The sequence below is a fragment of the Pseudomonas antarctica genome, assembly GCF_001647715.1.
GTDB classification, from domain to species: Bacteria; Pseudomonadota; Gammaproteobacteria; order Pseudomonadales; family Pseudomonadaceae; genus Aquipseudomonas; species Aquipseudomonas antarctica_A.
In genome coordinates this window covers 500763-521956 of the sequence record NZ_CP015600.1, presented here as the reverse complement: position 1 = coordinate 521956, position 21194 = coordinate 500763, and the positions used below count along the sequence as shown (strand labels likewise).

Here is a 21194-nt window from a genome sequence, read left to right as displayed (position 1 = left end):
ATGCAAACTCGTGACGATATTTTCAACACCCTGCGCAACGCCATGGTGGAACTGTTTGAATTGCCGCCGGAACGCGTCACCCTCGACGCGAACCTCTACCAGGACCTGGAAATCGACAGCATCGATGCCGTGGACCTGATCGACCATATCAAGCGCCAGACCGGCAAGAAGATCGCCGCCGAAGAGTTCAAGGCGGTGCGCACCGTCGATGACGTGGTTGAGGCGGTGTACCGTCTGGTCAGTCCAGCCGCATGAGACGCTTGATCGGCCTTGGCCTGTTGCTGGCGGGGCTGCTGTACCCCTTTGCGGTGTATTACGGCACCGAACACTTTGCGCCGTGGCAATTCGGCTTGCTGCTGGGCAGCCTGTGGCTGTTGCGTGCGCTGACCGGAGCGCGCCGCCCCGGCAGCCGCTGGATGGCCGTGGCGGTGATCCTGTTCTGCCTGCTGCTGGCCTGGTTCGACAACCCGCACCTGCTGCGCTGGTACCCGAGCCTGGTCAGCGCGTTCATGCTGGCGCTGTTTGGCCTGAGCCTGAAATATGGCCCGCCGATGGTCGAACGCCTGGCGCGCATGACCGAGCCGCAGCTGCCGCCCGAAGCGGTTGTGTATACCCGCCGGGTCACCGTGGTATGGAGTGTGTTTTTTCTGTGTAATGGCCTGCTCGCCGCCGCCCTCACCCTGTGGGCGCCGCTGAGCTGGTGGACGTTGTACAACGGGCTGATCGCCTACGGGCTGATGGGGCTGTTGTTTGCCGTGGAATGGCTGGTACGACAAAGGGTTCGAGGCCGCGTATGAATGGGTTGAAACTTGAGCACTTGCTGCTTGAGCCGCTGGAACAACGGTCGGTCACCACCGAACCTGCGATGAATCACGCCCAACTGTGGGCCCAATCCCTGAGCCTGGCGGCGGGCCTGCAAGCGCAGGGTATCCAGCGTTTGGCGGTGCACCTTGAAGATGCCGGCCAGCTGGCGATTGCCCTGCTGGGCGCCTGGCGAGCCGGGGTCAGCGTGCTGCTGCCCGCCGACCTGCAACCCCAGACCCGCCAACGCTGGGACGCTGCCGTAGACGCCTGGCTGGTTGACACCGCCGATCTCGATGCGTTGTATCAAGTGCCATTGAGCCCTGCCGCGCTCGACCTGGATACTTGCCAACTCAGCCTGTGCACCTCTGGCTCAAGCGGCGAGCCCAAGCGTATCGACAAGACCCTGCGCCAGCTGGCCAATGAAGTCGAGGCCCTGGAAGACCTGTGGGGCGCGGACCTCAAAGACGCCTGCATCATCGGCAGCGTCGCCACCCAGCACATTTACGGCTTGCTGTTCCGCGTGCTGTGGCCGCTGTGCGCCGGTCGTACCTTTGTGCGCAAACAACTGGCCTTCCCCGAAGACATGCAGCGCGCCAGCCGTGAGCACCCGCAATTTGCCTGGGTCGCCAGCCCGGCGTTGCTCAAGCGCATGGGCGATAACCTCGACTGGCCCGCGCTGAGCCAGGTGTCGCGTGTCTTCTCTTCTGGCGGCGCGTTGCCCGTGGAGGCTGCCGGCAGCTTGTACGACCGCTTGCAGCAATGGCCGACGGAAATCCTCGGCAGCTCCGAAACCGGCGGCATCGCCTGGCGCCAGGGTGCACAACCCTGGCAGCCGTTTGCCGATGTGCAACTGAGCCAGGACGCCGATGGCGCCCTGCGCATCGCCTCACCGTACCTGCCCGCCGGGCATATCGAACAAACTGCCGACGCTGCGCGCATCCATTCCGATGGCCGTTTCGAGCTGCTGGGGCGTCTGGACCGTATCGTCAAACTGGAAGAAAAACGCATCTCGCTGCCCATGCTGGAACAGGCGCTGATGGCCCATGACTGGGTCGCCGACACCCGGCTGGGCGTGGTGCAGGAAAACCGCGCATCACTCGGCGCGCTGGTGGTGCTCAGTGCCGAAGGCTTGCATGCCCTGCGCAACCAGGGCCGCCGCACCGTCACCCAAACCTTGCGCCAGCACCTGAGCCAACATTGCGAAGCGCTGGCCCTGCCCCGCCGCTGGCGTTTGCTGCGCCAGTTGCCGCTCAATGCCCAAGGCAAACTACCCCAGGCCGACGTCGCCGCGCTGCTGCTGGCGCCACGGCCAAAAGCGCCGGAAGTGCTGGAGCAAGTCCAAGCCAATGGCGAATGGACCGTGCAGCTGAACATTCCGCCGGACCTGGCCTACTTCAGCGGCCACTTCCCCGTCACACCGGTGCTGCCAGGCGTGGTGCAAGTGGAGTGGGCGTTCAACCTCGGCCAGCAACTGCTCGACCTGCCCGCCACCTTTGCCGGCATGGAAGTGCTCAAGTTCCAGCAACTGGTGCGCCCCGGCGATCAAGTTGAGTTACACCTGCGCTTCGACCCGGAACGCGGCAAGCTGTACTTCGCCTACCGCAACGGCGTCGCAGCCTGCTCCAGCGGCCGGATTCAACTGGTGACCGCGCATGCATAACCCCTGCGCCCTGATCCCGGTCTACAACCACGAAGCCGCCGTACCCGCCGTGGTTCACAGCCTGTTGAACAGCGGCCTGCCGTGCCTGCTGATCGACGACGGCAGCAGCCCGGCCTGCGCGGCGGTATTGGCGCAATTGGCGACGCTTGAAAACGTTACCTTGCTGACCCTGCCGAACAATCAAGGCAAGGGTGGCGCGGTCATGGCCGGTTTCCGCGAAGCTGCGCGCCTGGGCTTCACGCACGCCCTGCAAGTGGATGCCGACGGCCAGCACGACCTGCGTGAAGTCGAGTGCTTCCTCGACACCTCCCGCATGCAACCGGACGCCGTGATCTGCGGCTACCCGGAATACGACGAGAGCGTGCCCAAGGGCCGCCTGTACGCACGTTACCTGACCCACGTATGGGTGTGGATCAATACCTTGTCGCTGCAGATTCGCGACTCGATGTGCGGCTTTCGCGTGTACCCGCTGGCGCCCACCCTGGCGTTGATGGACTCGGCCTACATCGGCACGCGCATGGATTTCGACTCGGACATCCTGGTGCGCCTGGCCTGGCGCAACCAGCCGATGCGCTGGCTGCCGACCAAAGTGCATTACCCCGCCGACGGCTTGTCGCACTTCCGTTTGTTCCGCGACAACGTGCGTATCTCAGCCATGCACACGCGGCTGTTCTTCGGCATGCTGGTGCGCGCGCCAATGATCCTGTGGCGACGGTGGCAGGCATGAGCGACAGCAGCAAACACTGGGCCGACCGTGAGGAGCGTGGCAGCTTCTGGCTGATGAAACTCACCGCCGTCGCCGCCAAGGTGCTCGGCCGCCGCCTGTTAAGCCCGGTGCTGTACGGCATCGTGCTGTACTTCTTCCTGTTCGGCCGCACGGCACGCCAGAGTGCCTGGGAATACCAGCAGCGCCTGGCCGACTGGAGCGGGCGCGATGCGTTGCGGCCCACCCACAAACGTGTATTCGGGCAGTTCATGGCCTTCGCCGACTCCTTGCTCGACAAGCTCGACGTGTGGAACGGCAAGCTGCGCATCGAACAGATTGAAATCAACGACCCCGCGCAATTGCGTGGGCAACTGCGCGGCGAGCGCGGGCAGATGCTGGTGGGCGCGCACCTGGGCAACCTCGAAGTGTGCCGTGCGCTGGCCGAGATCGGTGAACAAGTCACCATGAACGTGCTGGTGCACACCAAGCACGCAGAACGCTTCAACCGTCTGCTGGGCGAAGCCGGGGCAACCCATTTGCGCCTGATCCAGGTCAGCGAGCTGGACCCCGCGACCATGCTGCTGCTCAGCCAGCGCCTGGACGACGGCGAGTGGCTTGCGATTGCCGGCGACCGCGTGCCGCTGCACGGTGGGCGCAAGGTCCGCGTAGATTTCCTCGGCCATCACGCCGCGTTCCCCCAAGGCCCGTGGCTGCTGGCCGGCCTGTTGAAATGCCCGGTCAACCTGCTGATGTGCCTGAAACACAACGGCCGCTATCGCCTGACCATCGAGCCGTTCACCCCATTGATCGAATGGAAGCGCAGCACCCGCGAGCAGGTGATTGCCCTGTGGACCGCGCGCTACGCCGCGCGCCTGGGCCAGTTCTGCCTGGAAGCGCCCCAACAGTGGTTCAACTTTTACCCTTTCTGGAAGACCGATGACGACGCATCTTGAGCCGGTAACCTTTGGCGAACACGCTTTGCGCATTGAAGACGTATTGGCCCTGGCTAACCGTCAGGTGCCCACGCAATTGCAGGATGATGCCGCCTATCGCCAGCGCATTGCCAAGGGCGCGCAGTTTCTCGACTCGTTGCTGGACAAGGAAGGCGTGATCTACGGCGTGACCACCGGCTACGGCGACTCCTGCGTGGTGGCGGTGCCGTTGCAGCACGTCGAGGCTTTGCCGCGTCACCTCTACACATTCCACGGTTGCGGGCTGGGCAAGTTACTGGACGCCCAAGCCACGCGGGCCGTACTGGCGGCACGTTTACAGTCGTTGTGCCACGGTGTTTCCGGTGTGCGTGTGGAGTTGCTGGAGCGTCTGCACGCGTTCCTTGAACACGACGTACTGCCGCTGATCCCGGAAGAAGGCTCGGTGGGCGCCAGCGGTGATCTGACCCCGTTGTCCTACGTCGCCGCGACCCTGTCCGGCGAGCGCGAAGTGATGTTCCGAGGTGAACGTCGCCAGGCCGCTGACGTGCACCGCGAATTGGGCTGGGAGCCGCTGGTATTGCGCCCCAAGGAAGCCCTGGCATTGATGAACGGCACCGCCGTGATGACCGGCCTCGCCTGCCTGGCCTTCGCCCGTGCCGACTACCTGCTGCAACTGGCCACACGCATCACCGCGCTGAACGTGGTGGCGCTGCAAGGCAACCCGGAACACTTCGACGAGCGCCTGTTCGCCGCCAAGCCGCACCCGGGGCAGATGCAAGTCGCCGCCTGGTTGCGCAAGGACCTGGCGATTGATGCGCCGACCGCGCCGCTGCACCGCCTGCAGGATCGCTATTCGCTGCGCTGCGCGCCCCACGTGCTTGGCGTGCTGGCCGACAGCCTGAACTGGCTGCGCTCGTTTATCGAAATCGAACTGAACAGCGCCAACGACAACCCGATCATCGACGCCGAAGAAGAACGCGTGCTGCACGGCGGGCACTTCTACGGCGGGCATATCGCCTTCGCCATGGACAGCCTCAAGACCCTGGTGGCCAACGTTGCCGACCTGCTCGACCGCCAGCTCGCACTGCTGGTGGACGTGCGTTACAACCACGGCCTGCCGAGCAACCTCTCGGGTGCCCCGGCCGACCGCGCGATGATCAATCACGGTTTCAAGGCTGTGCAGATCGGCACCAGCGCGTGGACCGCCGAAGCGCTGAAAAACACTATGCCGGCCAGCGTGTTCTCGCGCTCTACCGAGTGCCATAACCAGGACAAAGTAAGCATGGGCACCATCGCCGCCCGCGATGCAATCCGCGTGCTGGAGCTGACCGAGCAGGTCGCCGCCGCGACGCTGCTTGCCGCCAACCAGGGCGTGTGGCTGCGCGCCCAGGCTGACGATGCACGCGCGCTGCCACCTGCCTTGGCCGCCATGCATGAAGAACTGGCCAAGGACTTCCCGCCGGTCATCGAAGACCGCGCACTGGAAGGCGAACTGCGCCTGTGCCTCAAACGTATTGCCGAGCAACACTGGAGGCTGCATGCGTAGCCAGGGCGTGTTGCATTGCGACACCGAGATCCTCGTGCCGTTTTTCGATATCGACACCATGAATGTGGTGTGGCACGGGCATTACGTGAAGTACCTGGAAGTGGCGCGCTGCGCGCTGCTGGACATGATCGGCCACAACTACACGGCGATGCTCGAGTCGGGTTACGCCTGGCCGGTGATCGACATGCAGCTGCGCTACGTGCGCGGCGCCACCTTTGGCCAGACGATCAATGTGCGCGCCAGCCTGGTGGAATGGGAGAACCGTTTGAAGGTCAACTACCTGATCACCGACCTCGCCAGCGGCGAACGCCTGACCCGTGCAAGCACCGTGCAAGTCGCGGTGGAAATTGCCAGCCGCGAGATGCAATTGGCCTCGCCCAAACCATTCACCGACGCCGTCGAAAGGGCCCTGAAATGAGACCTCCTGTGGGAGCGGGCTTGCCCGCGATGGACGTTAACGATAACGCCGGGCGCCTGACACTGCGCAGCGCCCTCAGGTTCTTCGCGAGCAAGCTCGCTCCCACAGGAGCCGGATTGTTGCTCAGTCTCAGCGCCCACGCCTTCGACCTGCAGCAGCTAAGCGATCAGTTGGCAAAACCGTCCGTGATCCACGGCAGCTTTATCCAGGAAAAACACCTGCGCGCCTTGCCGCAGCCACTGGTCAGCAAAGGCACCTTCGTGCTCGCCAAAGACCACGGCCTGCTCTGGTTGCTGAAAACCCCGCTGCAACAGGATTACCGCATCAGCGCCCAGGGCATTGCCCGACGTGACGCCAACGGCTGGCAACTGCTGCCGAACAAGAGCGCCGGCGCCGAGCAGAATCGCCTGTTCCTCGCCGTGCTCCAGGGCGACAGCCGCGGCTTGCAGCGCGACTTCGAACTGCAACTGCAAGGCGCAGCCAACCAGTGGAAGCTGACGCTGACCCCACGTTCACTGCTGCTCAAGCAGGTTTTCACCCAGATCAATATCGACGGTGGCGAGCTGGTTAACACCATCGAATTGCTGGAAACCCAAGGCGACAGCACCGTGCTGCGCATGCAGGACAGCTCAGCCAGCCAGCCGTTGAGCGAATCGGAGCAACACGACTTTGCCCAGTGAGCGCCTGCTGCCGCGCCTGTTCCTGATCCTGCTGGTGGCCGTGCTGGCCCTGGCCGGCTGGCAATGGCGGCATGGCGCGCCGCTGTCGGCCAACTTGATGGAGCTGGTGCCCGGCAACACGCCGGATGCCCTCGAGCTGAAAGCCGAGCAGCGCATGCAAGAGCCCTTGAACCGCGAAATGCTGGTGCTGGTGGGGCATACCGACCGCCAGCAAGCGGTGGCCGTGGCACAACAACTAGGCGAGCGTTGGCAAGCCAGCGGCCTGTTTGAAAAGGTGCAGTGGAACCTGCAAGCCGACTTGCCGGCGCTGCGTGAGCAATTGCTGCGCGGGCGACTGGCGATGCTCTCGGCCAAAGACCGCGAACAACTGATCGACCACCCCGACGCCTTCATCCAGCAACGCGTGCAAGCACTGTTCGACCCTTTCACCGGGTTCAGCCTGGTGCCGAGCCAGGACGACTGGCTGGGCCTCACCGGGCGCATCCAGAACAGCCAGCCGCAACACGGTTCGGTACAACTGGATATCGGCAGCGGCGCGTTGATCGCCGACGCCGACGGCAAAAGCTGGGTGCTGCTGCGTGCACGCACCACCGGCAATGCCTTTGATATGAAACTGCCGCTGCAAGTGGCGGATTTGCTCAAGGCCAGCCGCGCGCAGGCCAGCGAGCAAGGCGCGCAATTGCTCGCCGCCAGCGGCTTGCTCTATGCGGCCAACGGGCAGCAGCAGGCCACCCGGGAAATCACCTGGGTCGGCGGCGGCGCGACCCTTGGCATTCTGCTGCTGTTGCTCCTGGCGTTCCGCCGCTGGCGCGTGCTGCTGGCCTTTGTGCCGGTGCTGGTCGGCATGCTGTTTGGCGCGGTGGCCTGTGTGGCGCTGTTCGGCCATATGCATGTGATGACACTGGTACTCGGCTCCAGCTTGATCGGCGTGGCGGTGGATTACCCGCTGCACTATCTGTCGAAAAGCTGGAGCCTGCAGCCGTGGCGCAGTTGGCCGGCCTTGCGCCTGACCCTGCCGGGGCTGAGCCTGAGCCTGGCGACCAGTTGCATCGGCTACTTGGCGCTGGCCTGGACGCCCTTTCCGGCGCTGACGCAAATCGCGGTGTTCTCGGCTGCCGGCTTAGTCGGTGCCTACCTCTCCGCCGTGTGCCTGTTGCCCGCGCTGCTCAAGGGCCTCGAACTGCGCCCGGCGCAATGGCCGCTACGCATTGCCGAATGCCTGTGGCTGTTGCGTGCGTCCTTGATCAAGCGCATACCGAGCCCGTTTTTGCTGGCGTGGGTGCTGGTTTTTTGTGCCGGTGGCCTGTGGCAACTGAACAGCAAAAACGACATCCGCCAATGGATCGGTGCCCCGCCACAACTGCTGCAAGAGGCCCAGGCCGTGGCGCGCATCACCGGGTTCCAGCCCACCAGCCAGTTCTTCCTGGTGCGTGCAGACAACCAGCAACAGTTGCTGGAACGCCAGGCCGGCTTGGGCAAACGCCTGGACCAACTGGTGAACATGAACAAGCTGCAAGGCTACCTGGCGCTCAACCAACTGGTCAGCCAGCCTGCCGAGCAGCAACAACTGCGTGATGCGCTGGACCAACTCCCGCAACACTGGCAGCCGCTGCTGGACCTCGGCGTTCCCGCCAGCGCCCTGCACGCTGAAGTCGCGCAACTGAAAGCACTGCCCACCGAAGACATCGACGCTGCGCTGGTGGGGCCATTGGCAGAACCGTGGCGCACGCTGTGGCTCGGCCCGGTAGACGGCGGCGTGGCCGCGATGGTCAGCTTGCAAGGCTTGAACAACCCGGCGCTGCTGCGGGTGCAGGCGCTGGACTTGCCCGGCGTGCAACTGGTGGATCGCCTGGGGGATTTGAACCGAGTGTTCGCCGACACGCAGATCAGCGCGGCTGAACTGAAATTGATGTCATGCGTGCTGATCGTAGTGTTGCTGATCCTGCCGTTCGGCTTTGGTGGTGCCTTGCGCATCGTCGCCCTGCCACTGCTCGCGGCGCTGTGCAGCCTGGCGAGCCTGGGCTGGCTGGGCCAGCCGTTGACGCTGTTCAGCCTGTTCGGCCTGCTATTGGTCACCGCCATCAGTGTCGACTACGCGATCTTGATGCGTGAGCAGATCGGCGGCGCCGCCGTGAGTCTTTTAGGTACGCTGCTGGCGGCGCTGACGACCTGGTTGTCGTTTGGCCTGTTGGCCGTGTCGAGTACACCGGCCGTGAGCAATTTCGGCCTGTCGGTCAGCCTGGGCCTGGCTTTCAGCTTTATGCTGGCGCCTTGGGCCGGCCATCAGAAGCACGCCTTATGAATGTGATTATCGCCAAAGTGGCAAGGAGCCCTCGTGCCCACAGTTGAAATGGAACGTCGCCAGGTGGTGGTGATCGGTGCCGGCCCGTCCGGTGCCATCGCTGCTGCGCTGTTAAAGCGCAACGGGCATGATGTATTGATTATCGAGCGCCAGCATTTCCCACGCTTCTCGATTGGCGAAAGCCTGTTGTCGCACTGCATCGACTTTATCGAAGAAGCCGGCATGCTCGACGCCGTGCAGGCCGCGGGTTTCCAGGTAAAAACCGGGGCCGCATTCGCCTGGGGCGAGCGCTACAGCGCGTTTGATTTCGGTGACACGTTCAGCAACGGCAAGCCCACCACCTTCCAGGTGCAGCGGGGCGAATTCGACAAATTGCTGGCTGACCAGGCCGCCTTGCAAGGCGTGGAAATTCGCTACGGCGAAACCATCGTCGGCGTGGATTTCGCCGGCGAAAGCCGCTACCTGCATGTGCGCCGCGAGAACGGCAGCGAATACCACCTCAAGGCCAAGTTCGTGCTCGACGCCAGCGGTTACGGCCGTGTGCTGCCGCGCCTGCTGGACCTTGAAGCACCGTCGAATTTCCCGGTGCGCCAGGCGGTGTTCACCCACGTTGAAGACCACATCGCCCACCCGGACTTCGACCGCAGCAAAATCCTTGTCACCACCCACCCAACCCAGCGTGATATCTGGTTCTGGACCATCCCGTTCAGCAACGGCCGTTGCTCGGTGGGTGTGGTCGCGGCCAAAACGCATTTCGACGGCCGCGACGGCGACCTCGACGCCTGCCTGCGCGGGTTTATCGACGAAACCCCAAGCCTGTCCGGCGTGCTGCAAAACGCCGTCTGGGACACGCCTGCGCGCACCATCGGCGGCTACTCGGCCAACGTCAAAACCCTGCACGGCCCGGGCTTTGCGCTGCTGGGCAATGCGGCGGAATTCCTCGACCCGGTCTTCTCCTCTGGCGTGACCATCGCCATGCGTTCGGCGAGCATGGCCGCCGGGCTGCTGCATCGCCAACTCAAGGGCGAAACAGTGGACTGGCAAACCGAGTTTGCCGAACCGCTGAAACGCGGTGTCGACACCTTCCGCTGCTACGTCGAAGGCTGGTACGCCGGGACCTTCCAGGACGTCATTTTCCACCCGGGCAGTTCGCCGGAGATTCGCCGGATGATCAGCGCAATCCTCGCCGGTTACGCGTGGGATGAGCGCAACCCGTTTGTCAGCGAGCCCAAGCGGCGGTTGCGGATGCTGTCGGAGATTTGTGCGAGTGAGCCGGTATGAGCAGCCAGTATTTAAGTAAGAACTACGTCGAAGAAACCAAATTCGGCTTCTGGTTCCTGCGCAGCCATACGTGGCAGCACCACGTATTGCGCGTAGCGATCAACGACCTGCGCGGCCTGTTCAGCGAGCCGCTCCCCGTGGCACCAGTGTTGCTGGACGCCGGGTGCGGCCAGGGCAAATCCTTCAAGCTGTTGCAGCACGCATTTGCGCCCAAGCACCTGATCGGCCTGGATGCCGACCTCCACAGCCTGGAGCTGAGCAAGGCCGAAGCCGCACGCCAAGGCCTGGCCATCGAGTTGATCGGCAGCGACTGCGCCACCCTGGAGGTGCCGGACGAAAGCGTCGATATCCTGTTCTGCCACCAGACGTTCCACCATCTGGTCGAACAGCATCGCGCGCTGAAAGAGTTCTACCGCGTGCTCAAGCCGGGCGGCTATTTGCTGTTTGCCGAATCCACCGAAGCGTATATCGACACCTGGGTAATTCGCTGGTTGTTCCGCCACCCGATGCACGTACAGAAAAGCGCCGAAGAATACCTGGAGATGCTCCGCGAGCAGGGCTTTGAATTTGGCCCGCAGAACGTTTCCTACCCGTATTTGTGGTGGAGCCGTTCGAGCGATTTTGGCCTGCTCGAGCGCTGGGGCCTGCGTAACCCGCCGCCGGTGGGCCAGCGCGAAGAAACCCTGGTCAACTGCGTCGCACGTAAACCTTTAGTGAGCGCCACAGCATGATCCGCATGCTGTTGATCGGTTGCCTGTTGCTGCTGAGCGCCTGCGCCAGCCAGCCGCCGCTGCCGGAGAGAACGCCGGTGTTGAGCTTGCCCATGCAATTGCACGTGCAGCGCCGGGCGGGCGGCCAGAGCCAGGACTGGCTGCTGGTGATCCAGCGCGAAGGCGCTGCCCTTCGCTGGTCGATGATGGACCCGCTGGGCATTCCCCAGGCCCGGCAAAAGCTGATCAATGGCGAGTGGCAGGCCGATGGCTTGCTGCCGCCCAATCCCCAGGCGCGTGAGCTGTTTGCCGCCTTGCTGTTTGCCCTGACCTCGGCGGATGACGTGCACACGCTTTACCCGAGTGCCCAGGCGAGGGACCTCACACGCACGCTGCCGGGCCATTGGCAAATCGTGTACCAGTCTTCCGAGGTGTTTAGCGTGAACATGACGGGCCAACCCTTGAGCTACCGCATCACGCCGCTTGGGGTCGCCCGATGACGGCTTATCTCAACGCGCTCGGCGTAATCTGCGCCCTGGGCCGCGACCCGTCCGAGGTCAGCCGCAGCTTGTTTGCCGGCGACTGTTCCGGCATGCGCGCCGAAAGTGGTTGGGTGCCGGAGCGTGTGGTGCCGGTGGCGGGTGTGCATGGCGAACTGGCGAGTATCCCGGCTGAGTTGAACCAGCAAAGCAGCCGCAATAACCAGTTGCTGCTGGAAGCGGCGTTGCAGATCGAGGTTGAGATCCGCCAGGCGATCCACACCTACGGTGCCTCCCGCGTCGGCGTGGTGCTTGGCACCAGCACCTCGGGCATCGACGAAGCCAGCCGTGGCATCGCGCACTACCTGCGCGACCAGCAGTTCCCCGGCGACTACGACTACCAGCAACAGGAACTCAGCGCCCCGGCGAACTTCCTGGCCGACTGGCTGCAATTGAGCGGCCCGGCTTATGTGATTTCCACCGCCTGCACTTCCAGCGCCCGCGCGCTGATGAGTGCCCAGCGCCTGCTGGACCTGGGCGTGTGCGACGCGGTGATCTGCGGCGGTGTCGACAGCCTGTGCAAGCTGACGCTTAACGGTTTTACCTCACTGGAAGCCGTCTCCAGTGAACGCTGCAATCCATTTTCGGTGAACCGCAACGGCATCAATATCGGCGAAGCAGCGGTGCTGTTTCTGATGACCAAAGCGCCCGCGCCCATTGCCTTGCTCGGCAGCGGTGCCAGTTGCGATGCGCACCATATCTCCGCCCCCGAGCCCACCGGCAAAGGCGCACTGCTGGCCATGCGCAAGGCCTTGGCCAGCGCGAAACTGGCGCCCGAGCAAATCGGTTACCTGAACCTGCATGGCACCGCGACCCATCATAACGACGCCATGGAAAGCCTCGCTGTCGCCAGCCTGTTCCCCGATGGCGTTGCCTGCTCATCGACCAAACCCATGAGCGGCCACACCCTCGGTGCGGCCGGCGCGCTGGAAGCGGCGTTCTGCTGGCTGAGCCTGACCCATGGCCGGGTTCCGCCGCACGTGTGGGACGGCCAGGCGGACCCGGCGTTGCCCGCGTTGCAATGGGCGCACACTGGCGACACCTTGAAAAAACGCTGCCTGATGAGCAACTCCTTTGCCTTCGGTGGCAACAACGTCAGCCTGATTATCGGAGAGGCCCCATGATCGATTGGCCACTCGCCGAACTGCTGCCTCACGCGGGCGACATGATCCTGATCGACCAGGTGCTGTCGTTCGATGAGGAGCAAGTTCACACCCGCACCACCGTCAAGCCCGGCGGCCTGTTCAACCGCCCGGACGGCAGCCTGCCGGCCTGGGTCGGTATTGAGCTGATGGCGCAAAGTGTCGCCGCCTATGCCGGTTGCCGCGCCCGCCAAAAAGGCGAAGCCGTGGAACTGGGTTTCCTGTTGGGCACACGTAAGTTCGAGTGCAACGTGGAATGCTTCCCGGCCGGCGCCGAACTGCGCATCCATGGCCTGCGCTCCCTGGAAGACGACAACGGCATGGGTGTGTTCGAATGCCACCTCACCGGCGACGGTATCCAGGCCAGTGCGCGCTTGAACGTATTTCGACCGCCCCAGGCGGCCAACTATTTAGATGAATCGAAGGACGAAACGCCATGACTGAATCCGTACTGGTCACCGGCTCCAGCCGTGGCATCGGCCGCGCCATTGCCCTGCGCCTGGCCCAGGCCGGGCATGACATCGTGCTGCATTGCCGCAGTGGTCGCGTTGAAGCCGACGCGGTGAAGGTCGAGATCGAAGCCCTGGGCCGCAACGCGCGGGTGCTGCAATTTGATGTGGCGGACCGCGCCAGCTGCAAAGCCATCCTTGAAGCCGATGTGGAGCAACATGGCGCCTATTACGGCGTGGTGCTCAATGCCGGCCTGACCCGCGACGGCGCGTTCCCGGCCTTGTCCGAAGACGATTGGGACGTGGTGATGCGCACCAACCTGGATGGCTTCTATAACGTTTTGCACCCGGTGATGATGCCGATGATTCGTCGTCGCGCGGCGGGCCGTATCGTCTGCATTACCTCGGTTTCCGGGCTCATCGGCAACCGTGGCCAGGTCAACTACAGCGCCTCGAAAGCCGGCTTGATTGGTGCGGCCAAAGCCCTGGCCATCGAGCTGGGCAAGCGCAAGATCACCGTCAACTGTGTGGCTCCCGGCTTGATCGACACCGCCATGCTCGATGAAAACGTGCCGGTGGAAGAGCTGATGAAGATGATCCCTGCGCAGCGCATGGGCACCCCGGAAGAAGTCGCCGGCGCAGTGAATTTCCTGATGTCGGCCGAAGCCGGCTATATCACCCGCCAGGTCCTGGCCGTGAATGGAGGCCTGTGCTGATGAAACGCGTCGTCGTCACCGGCATGGCCGGCATGACCTCCCTGGGCAGCGACTGGGACACCATCGCCGCCAACTTTCGCGCCAACCGCAGCGGCATTCGGCGCATGGACGAGTGGGACCGTTTCACCGAATTGAACACGCGCCTGGCCGGGCCGATCGACGATTTCGTGGTGCCCGCCCACTGGACACGCAAGCAACTGCGCAGCATGGGCCGTGTGTCGCGCCTGGCGGTGTGGGCGGCGGAGCAGGCGTTGCAGGACGCCGGCTTGCTCGGCGACGAGTCGATCAAGGACGGGCGCATGGGTGTGGCCTGCGGCTCGTCCACCGGCAGCACCGACGAGATCAAGGCGTTCGGCAATATGCTGCTGAATTCGGTGGCCGAAGGGCTGAACGCCAACTCCTATGTGCGCATGATGCCGCACACTACGGCGGCGAATATCAGCATCTTTTTTGGCCTCACCGGGCGCTTGATTCCCACGTCCAGCGCCTGCACCAGCGGCAGCCAGGGCATCGGCTATGCCTATGAGGCCATCAAGTTCGGCCGCTTGCCGTTGATGCTCGCCGGTGGCGCCGAGGAATTGTGCCCCACCGAAGCCATGGTATTTGATGCGCTCTACGCCACCAGCTTGAAAAACGATGCCCCACAAACCAGCCCGCGCCCTTATGACAGCGGCCGTGATGGCCTGGTGATAGGCGAAGGCGGCGGCATGCTGGTGTTGGAAGAACTGGAACACGCCCTGGCACGTGGCGCGCATATCCATGCCGAGATTGTCGGTTTCGGCAGCAACGCCGACGGCCAGCACACCACCCGCCCGGAGCAGAAAACCATGCGCCGCGCGATGGAACTGGCCCTGGAAGATGCCGGGCTGGAGCCGTCCGCCATCGGCTACGTCAACGGCCATGGCACCGCGACCGATCAAGGCGATATCGCCGAGACGTTGGCAACAAGCAGCTTGTTCGGCAGCCGTATGCCCATCAGTTCGCAGAAGAGCTTCCTTGGCCACACCTTGGGCGCGTGCGGGGCGCTGGAGTCCTGGTTCAGCATCGAAATGATGAACCGCGACCAGTACGTACACACCTTCAACCTGGATACCGTCGACCCGCAATGCGGCGAGCTGGATTACCTGCAAGGAGGCTTTCGCGAGATGCACCACGACTACGTGATGAACAACAACTTTGCGTTTGGCGGCGTCAATACCTCGCTGATCTTCCGCCGCTGGTCCTGAATTTTTTAATCGATTGGAGAAAACGGAATGTCTTCCTTGCTACGCGCCACCCTGATCACCCTGGCCCTGCTGAGCACCGCCGGCTGCACCAGCAAGCCGGTCCTGAACACCCAGCACGACCTGCCAGCCGCGACCCAGGTCAGCGAAGAAAAAATGAAGCAGGTGATCGTCACTGCGCTGCAAAAACGCGAGTGGACTGTACAACGCCTCAGCCCGCAACTGGTGCAGGCCGAGATCACTGTGCGTAACCAGTATTACGCGGCCATCGACATTCGCTACACCCGCAACAGCTACGCCATTACCTACCGCGACAGCCGCGACCTGGGCTACAAGGACGGCAAGATCCACCGCAACTACAACCGCTGGGTGAGCATGCTCGACCGCGACATCATGGCGGGCTTGCAGAGCAGTGGTGCGAATGTGCCGGGTTCGGCGGCGCAAGTGCTTGAGCAGCCGGGGGCTTCGAAGCAGAACTGAAGTTTTCCGATGCTGCAGAAACGACAAAGGGCGCCTTTCGGCGCCCTCTTCACAAACAGGTTGGCTTGTCATCGCCGCGTCCTGCCTGGCTCTGCGATGGCTGGATGCCCAGGATCCTCAGAGTCTCACAAGCCCCTTTCGGGAACTCGGCCAGTCTGCCTGAAAACAGCTCGCCTGCAATCGGTGGCAAAGCGCCGCTCATCTCTGATCCACTTCATCGCAACCCCAGCGCACTGCGCACCGCCGCTTTATTCTTGCGAATGACTAAGCCGGTTGCGTTACCTGATAGGTGACAGTCCCTACATCGCCGCCTTGCGCGTGAGAAGCTCCACAAACGCCCTGGCCATCGGGGTTTGCGCGCCCTTGCGTTGCACCAGCCACACGGCCGTCACCGCTTCCTGATCGAGCAAAGTGCGATACACCACGCCATCAATGCGTATGCGCTGGTACGACGCCGGCAGCACCGACACCCCCAACCCCGCCGCCACCAGCCCAATGATGGTCATCGCCTCCCCCGCTTCCTGGGCGAAGTGCGGGCTGAAGCCGGCGTCACGCGCCAGGGTGAGCAATTGTGCGTAGAGGCCGCTGCCGTAGCTGCGAGGGAAAAACACGAACGGTTCTTCAGCCAGCTGCGCCAGGTACAAGCCGCGCTCGCTGCCTTCCACCAAGGGATGGCCGGCGTTCAGTACGGCGACCAGGGGCTCACGCATCAGCTCGATGACACTCAACGAGTCCGGCAACGGCAACGGGCGCATCAGCCCCACCTGAATCGACTCATCCACCAGCGACTCGGCCACTTCGGTGCTGCTCATTTCCTGCAAACTCAGGTGCACCGCCGGGAAGGCCTGGCGAAATGCAAAAATCGCCTGCGGGATGCTGGCGTTGAACGGCGCCGACGAAGTGAAGCCGATCTTCAACTCCCCAAGCTCGCCCAACTGCGCGCGGCGCGCCACATCGGCGGCTTTATCGACCTGCGCCAGCACCAATCGCGCCTCGTGCAGAAACAACCGCCCCGCCTCGCTCAGCTCGACACGACGATTGGTCCGCTCAAACAAGCGCGCGCCCACCTCTTGTTCCAGCGCCTGAATCTGCTGGCTCAGCGGCGGTTGCGAGATGCCCAGCACCTGCGCGGCACGGCCGAAATGCAGTTCTTCGGCGACGGCGATGAAGTACCGCAGGTGACGCAATTCCATGCAAGCCTCATTAGGTCGTAAAAGCTATCAAACAGGTCGAACAATATATTGGAAAGAATCATTAGGCAGCTATATTCTTTTTTGCATTGCCAGTCCTGGCAGGCTTTCCCTCGCCGAGGTCCCCGTGAAATCTGCTGTCGCTCCCTTTGCTCAAGAAGTCCCGCCTACCGCCCTGGATGAGGTGGTGGCCCAGCTCAACGAGACGTTCATCGAAAAAGGCACGCCGATGTTCATGCGCACGGTGCTGGCGCTGTTCTCCGGCGGGTTTGCGACCTTTGCCCTGCTGTATTGCGTGCAGCCGATGATGCCGGCGCTGTCTCACGAGTTCTCCATCAATGCCGCGCAAAGCAGCCTGATTCTCTCTGTAGCAACGGCGATGCTCGCCTTGGGCTTGCTGATCACCGGCCCGATTTCCGACACTTTGGGGCGCAAACCGGTGATGGTCGCCGCGCTGTTCTGCGCGGCACTGGCCACCATTGCCAGCGGCTTGATGCCAACGTGGGAAGGCATTCTGCTGATGCGTGCGCTGGTGGGCCTGTCATTGAGCGGCCTGGCCGCCGTGGCGATGACCTACCTGAGCGAAGAGATCCACCCGCAACACATCGGCCTCGCGATGGGCTTGTATATCGGCGGCAACGCGATTGGCGGCATGAGTGGGCGCTTGATCATCGGCGTGTTGATCGACTTCGTCAGCTGGCACACTGCAATGCTGATCATCGGCGCCCTGGCGCTGATCGCGGCCACCGTGTTCTGGAAAATCCTCCCCGAATCACGCAACTTCCGCGCCAGCAGTCTCAAGCCGCGCAGCCTGGTCGACGGCTTCGTCATGCACTTCAAGGACGCGGGCCTGCCGTGGTTGTTCCTCGAAGCCTTCCTGCTGATGGGCGCGTTCGTGACGATGTTCAACTACATCGGCTATCGCCTGCTGGCCTCGCCCTATGAATTGAGCCAGGCCGTGGTTGGCCTGCTGTCGCTGGTGTATTTGTCGGGCATCTACAGCTCGGCAAAAATCGGCTCCCTGGCTGACCGCCTCGGCCGTCGCCGCGTGCTGTGGGGCACCATCGTGCTGATGCTCGCCGGCATGGCCCTGACCCTGTTCACCCCGCTGTGGCTGGTGGTGCCGGGCATGCTGATCTTCACCTTCGGCTTCTTCGGCGCCCACTCGGTGGCCAGCAGCTGGATCGGCCGGCGTGCAGTGAAAGCCAAGGGGCAGGCGTCGTCGCTGTACCTGTTCTGCTACTACGCAGGCTCGAGTATTGCCGGTACGGCGGGCGGGTTCTTCTGGCACTTTGCCGGGTGGAATGGGATTGGTGGGTTTATCGTGGCGCTGCTGGTTGGCGCGCTGTTGGTGGCGCTGAAGCTGGCGAAGTTGCCGCCGCTGAGTACCGTGAAAGCCTGAGGCGATTTTGCCTTAAGTGGGAGCTGGCTTGCCTGCGATAGCATCACCTCGGTTTAACGGATGGACCGAGTTGTTCGCATCGCAGGCAAGCCAGCTCCCACCTTTGAGATGTACCGTCTATGAGATGACATCACACACACAAAAGCCCGGCATAAGCCGGGCTTTTTTATTGGGTGAGGATCACTCGTGGTACTGCGCCGACAGCTCATGCACCGCGCGCAGGAACGCGCCGGCGTGTTCCGGGTTCACTTCCGGCGTGATGCCATGGCCGAGGTTGAACACGTGCCCGCTGCCCTTGCCGTAGCTGGCCAGGATGCGGCCGACTTCAGTGCGGATCGCTTCCGGCTTGGCGTACAGCACGGTGGGGTCCATGTTGCCTTGCAGCGCAACGCGGTTGCCCACGCGCTGACGGGCTTCGCCAATGTCGCAGGTCCAGTCCAGGCCCAGGGCATCGGCACCGGCGTCGGCGATGCTTTCCAGCCACAGGCCGCCACCTTTGGTGAACAGGATGACCGGCACTTTGCGGCCTTCGTGCTCGCGGATCAGGCCGCTGACGATCTTGCGCATGTAGGCCAGGGAGAACTCCTGGTACGCCGCCGCCGACAGGTTGCCGCCCCACGTGTCGAAGATCTGCACCGCTTGGGCCCCGGCCATGATCTGGCCGTTGAGGTAGCTGGTGACCGACTGCGCCAGCTTGTCGAGCAGCAGGTGCATGGCTTGCGGGTTGTCGTAGAGCATGGCCTTGGTCTTGCGGAAGTCTTTCGACGAGCCGCCTTCGACCATGTAGGTGGCCAGGGTCCATGGGCTGCCGGAGAAGCCGATCAGCGGCACGCGGCCGTTGAGCTCGCGGCGGATGGTGCTGACAGCATCCATCACATAGCCGAGGTCTTTGTGCGGATCAGGGATCGGCAGGGCTTCGATATCGGCCAGGGTGCTGACGACTTTCTTGAAACGCGGGCCTTCGCCGGTTTCGAAGTACAGGCCTTGGCCCATGGCGTCAGGGATGGTGAGGATATCGGAGAAGAGGATGGCCGCATCCAGTTGTGGGTAGCGGTCCAGCGGCTGCATCGTGACTTCGCAAGCGAACTCCGGGTTCATGCACAGGCTCATGAAGTCGCCGGCGTGGGCGCGACTGGCGCGGTATTCCGGCAGGTAGCGACCGGCTTGACGCATCATCCATACGGGCGTGACGTCTACGGGTTGCTTGAGCAGGGCACGAAGGAAACGGTCGTTCTTGAGGGCAGTCATGTCGGCATCCGCAAAAAAAGTGCGGGCATTTTCTCAGAGCGCGACGCAAAAGGCACGGAGTGAGCCGTGCCTTTTGTCTATCGGGTCAATTTGTCGCAATGGCTGGCACTCCAAGCCTCAATGTGAAATGAGGTTTGTGTGGGAGCTGGCTTGCCTGCGATAGCATCACCTCGGTGCATCTGATACACCCAGTTGCCTGCATCGCAGGCAAGCCAGCTCCCACATTTGACTGCATTCCACCTTTGGATCGGAGTCAGACTTGCAGGTAGTCCAGGATCCCTTCAGCGGCATTGCGGCCTTCGAAGATCGCCGTCACCACCAAGTCCGAACCGCGCACCATATCGCCACCTGCGAAGATTTTCGGGTTGCTGGTCTGGTGTTTGTACTGACCTTGTTCCGGGGCTACAACGCGGCCCTGGCTGTCGGTCTGGATCTCGAACTGCTCGAACCACGGCGCCGGGCTCGGGCGGAAGCCGAAAGCGATGACCACGGCGTCGGCCGGGATGATCTCTTCGGAACCCGGGATCGGCTCGGGGCTGCGACGGCCACGGGCGTCCGGCTCGCCAAGACGGGTCTCGACCACCTTCACGCCTTCGACGCGGTCTTCACCGACGATAGCGATCGGCTGGCGGTTGTAGAGGAATTTCACGCCTTCTTCCTTGGCGTTCTTCACCTCTTTACGCGAGCCCGGCATGTTGGCTTCGTCACGACGATACGCACAGGTCACCGACTTGGCGCCCTGGCGGATCGAGGTGCGGTTGCAGTCCATCGCGGTGTCGCCACCGCCGAGCACCACAACCTTCTTGCCTTTCATGTCGACGAAATCTTCCGGCGACTTTTCAAAGCCCAGGTTGCGATTGACGTTGGCGATCAGGAAATCCAAAGCATCGTAAACGCCCGGCAAGTCCTCACCAGCAAAGCCGCCCTTCATGTAGGTGTAGGTGCCCATGCCCATGAACACCGCATCGTATTCGGCGAGCAGTTGCTCCATGGTGATGTCTTTGCCAATCTCGGTGTTCAGGCGGAACTCGATACCCATGCCGGTGAATACTTCACGACGGTTGCTCAGTACGGTTTTTTCCAGCTTGAACTCGGGGATGCCGAAGGTCAGCAGGCCGCCGATTTCCGGGTTCTTGTCGAACACCACCGGGGTCACGCCGCCACGCACCAGCACGTCGGCACAGCCCAGGCCCGCCGGGCCTGCGCCGATGATCGCAACGCGTTTGCCGGTCGGCTTGACCTTGGACATGTCCGGGCGCCAGCCCATGGCGAACGCGGTGTCGGTGATGTACTTCTCCACCGAACCGATGGTCACCGCGCCGAAGCCGTCGTTAAGGGTGCACGCACCCTCGCACAGACGGTCTTGCGGGCACACCCGGCCGCAGACTTCCGGCAAGGTGTTGGTCTGGTGCGACAGCTCGGCGGCGGCGAGGATGTTGCCCTCGGCCACCAACTTGAGCCAGTTGGGAATGAAGTTGTGCACCGGGCACTTCCATTCGCAATACGGGTTACCGCACCCCAGGCAGCGGTGGGCCTGGTCGGCCGAGTGCTGGGGTTTGAAGGGTTCGTAGATTTCCACGAACTCTTTCTTGCGTTGACGCAACAGTTTCTTCTTCGGATCTTTGCGCCCGACATCGAGGAATTGGAAGTCGTTGCTGAGACGTTCGGCCATCTTTAAAACCTCGTACACGACAGTTTCAAGCTACAAGCTTGAAGCTGCAAGAAATCAAATAAACCGGCACACCGCGCACTGCTCTTAGCTTGCG

21 protein-coding genes are annotated in these 21194 nt (G+C 63.0%); 18 read left to right on the top strand and 3 right to left on the bottom strand.

All coding sequences use genetic code 11. From position 1 onward, the window contains the following. Genes A7J50_RS02115 through A7J50_RS02035 form a run of 17 tightly spaced genes read left to right on the top strand, consistent with a single transcriptional unit; the run spans position 1 to position 15588 of the window. Positions 1-255: an acyl carrier protein gene (locus A7J50_RS02115; RefSeq protein WP_064450332.1), complete on the top strand. Its 255-nt coding sequence runs from the start codon at positions 1-3 to the stop codon at positions 253-255. Then, positions 252-797 (top strand): hypothetical protein, encoded by a 546-nt coding sequence (locus tag A7J50_RS02110; protein ID WP_064450331.1) that lies wholly within the window; start codon positions 252-254, stop codon positions 795-797. Before A7J50_RS02115 ends, A7J50_RS02110 begins: the two co-directional genes overlap by 4 nt. Then, positions 794-2464, top strand: coding sequence for an acyl-CoA synthetase family protein (locus tag A7J50_RS02105; protein WP_064450330.1), 1671 nt, complete (start codon positions 794-796; stop codon positions 2462-2464). The genes A7J50_RS02110 and A7J50_RS02105 overlap by 4 nt, the downstream gene beginning before the upstream one ends. Next, a complete protein-coding gene (locus tag A7J50_RS02100; RefSeq protein WP_064450329.1) occupies positions 2457-3191 on the top strand; it encodes a glycosyltransferase family 2 protein in 735 nt (244 codons plus the stop codon). Before A7J50_RS02105 ends, A7J50_RS02100 begins: the two co-directional genes overlap by 8 nt. Further along, a complete protein-coding gene (locus tag A7J50_RS02095) occupies positions 3188-4123 on the top strand; it encodes a glycosyl transferase (protein ID WP_064450328.1) in 936 nt (311 codons plus the stop codon). The genes A7J50_RS02100 and A7J50_RS02095 overlap by 4 nt, the downstream gene beginning before the upstream one ends. Beyond that, positions 4107-5648 carry an HAL/PAL/TAL family ammonia-lyase gene (locus A7J50_RS02090; RefSeq protein WP_064450327.1) on the top strand — a complete coding sequence of 514 codons (1542 nt, stop codon included), beginning with the start codon at positions 4107-4109 and terminating at the stop codon, positions 5646-5648. Before A7J50_RS02095 ends, A7J50_RS02090 begins: the two co-directional genes overlap by 17 nt. After that, positions 5641-6066, top strand: a complete 426-nt coding sequence (locus A7J50_RS02085) for an acyl-CoA thioesterase (protein ID WP_064450326.1) — start codon at positions 5641-5643, stop codon at positions 6064-6066. Before A7J50_RS02090 ends, A7J50_RS02085 begins: the two co-directional genes overlap by 8 nt. Beyond that, the gene (locus A7J50_RS02080; RefSeq protein WP_064450325.1) at positions 6063-6746 is read left to right on the top strand and encodes an outer membrane lipoprotein carrier protein LolA; all 684 of its coding nucleotides are present in this window, start codon (positions 6063-6065) and stop codon (positions 6744-6746) included. The genes A7J50_RS02085 and A7J50_RS02080 overlap by 4 nt, the downstream gene beginning before the upstream one ends. Continuing rightward, complete coding sequence (locus A7J50_RS02075; protein ID WP_064450324.1) at positions 6736-9048, top strand: MMPL family transporter; 2313 nt, start codon at positions 6736-6738, stop codon at positions 9046-9048. The genes A7J50_RS02080 and A7J50_RS02075 overlap by 11 nt, the downstream gene beginning before the upstream one ends. 33 nt (positions 9049-9081) lie before the next feature. Continuing rightward, the gene (locus A7J50_RS02070) at positions 9082-10329 is read left to right on the top strand and encodes an NAD(P)/FAD-dependent oxidoreductase (protein WP_082895815.1); all 1248 of its coding nucleotides are present in this window, start codon (positions 9082-9084) and stop codon (positions 10327-10329) included. After that, on the top strand, positions 10326-11060 hold the full coding sequence (locus A7J50_RS02065; protein ID WP_064450322.1) for a class I SAM-dependent methyltransferase: 735 nt from the start codon (positions 10326-10328) through the stop codon (positions 11058-11060). The genes A7J50_RS02070 and A7J50_RS02065 overlap by 4 nt, the downstream gene beginning before the upstream one ends. Further along, positions 11057-11539: a hypothetical protein gene (locus A7J50_RS02060; protein ID WP_064450321.1), complete on the top strand. Its 483-nt coding sequence runs from the start codon at positions 11057-11059 to the stop codon at positions 11537-11539. The genes A7J50_RS02065 and A7J50_RS02060 overlap by 4 nt, the downstream gene beginning before the upstream one ends. Then, complete coding sequence (locus A7J50_RS02055; RefSeq protein WP_064450320.1) at positions 11536-12702, top strand: beta-ketoacyl-[acyl-carrier-protein] synthase family protein; 1167 nt, start codon at positions 11536-11538, stop codon at positions 12700-12702. The genes A7J50_RS02060 and A7J50_RS02055 overlap by 4 nt, the downstream gene beginning before the upstream one ends. Beyond that, complete coding sequence (locus A7J50_RS02050) at positions 12699-13160, top strand: hotdog family protein (RefSeq protein ID WP_064450319.1); 462 nt, start codon at positions 12699-12701, stop codon at positions 13158-13160. The genes A7J50_RS02055 and A7J50_RS02050 overlap by 4 nt, the downstream gene beginning before the upstream one ends. Next, positions 13157-13885: a 3-oxoacyl-ACP reductase FabG gene (fabG, locus tag A7J50_RS02045; RefSeq protein ID WP_064450318.1), complete on the top strand. Its 729-nt coding sequence runs from the start codon at positions 13157-13159 to the stop codon at positions 13883-13885. The genes A7J50_RS02050 and fabG overlap by 4 nt, the downstream gene beginning before the upstream one ends. Next, entirely contained in the window at positions 13885-15111 is a 1227-nt protein-coding gene (locus tag A7J50_RS02040; RefSeq protein ID WP_064450317.1) for a beta-ketoacyl-ACP synthase, read from the top strand. The genes fabG and A7J50_RS02040 overlap by 1 nt, the downstream gene beginning before the upstream one ends. Positions 15112-15138: 27 nt before the next feature. Beyond that, positions 15139-15588, top strand: coding sequence for a hypothetical protein (locus A7J50_RS02035; RefSeq protein WP_064450316.1), 450 nt, complete (start codon positions 15139-15141; stop codon positions 15586-15588). A gap of 299 nt (positions 15589-15887) precedes the next feature. On the opposite strand, the gene A7J50_RS02030 is transcribed toward A7J50_RS02035, so the two are convergent. Beyond that, positions 15888-16781, bottom strand: coding sequence for a LysR family transcriptional regulator (locus A7J50_RS02030; protein WP_064450315.1), 894 nt, complete (start codon positions 16779-16781; stop codon positions 15888-15890). A 172-nt stretch (positions 16782-16953) separates the two neighbouring features. Between A7J50_RS02030 and A7J50_RS02025 the strand changes: the two genes are divergently transcribed. Beyond that, on the top strand, positions 16954-18180 hold the full coding sequence (locus A7J50_RS02025; RefSeq protein ID WP_410524789.1) for an MFS transporter: 1227 nt from the start codon (positions 16954-16956) through the stop codon (positions 18178-18180). Between the two features lie 180 nt (positions 18181-18360). Here the strand turns inward: A7J50_RS02025 and hemE are convergent, their stop codons facing one another. After that, on the bottom strand, positions 18361-19428 hold the full coding sequence (gene hemE / locus A7J50_RS02020; protein WP_064450313.1) for a uroporphyrinogen decarboxylase: 1068 nt from the start codon (positions 19426-19428) through the stop codon (positions 18361-18363). A gap of 253 nt (positions 19429-19681) precedes the next feature. Further along, a complete protein-coding gene (locus A7J50_RS02015; protein ID WP_064450312.1) occupies positions 19682-21100 on the bottom strand; it encodes an FAD-dependent oxidoreductase in 1419 nt (472 codons plus the stop codon). Positions 21101-21194: the final 94 nt, after the last annotated feature.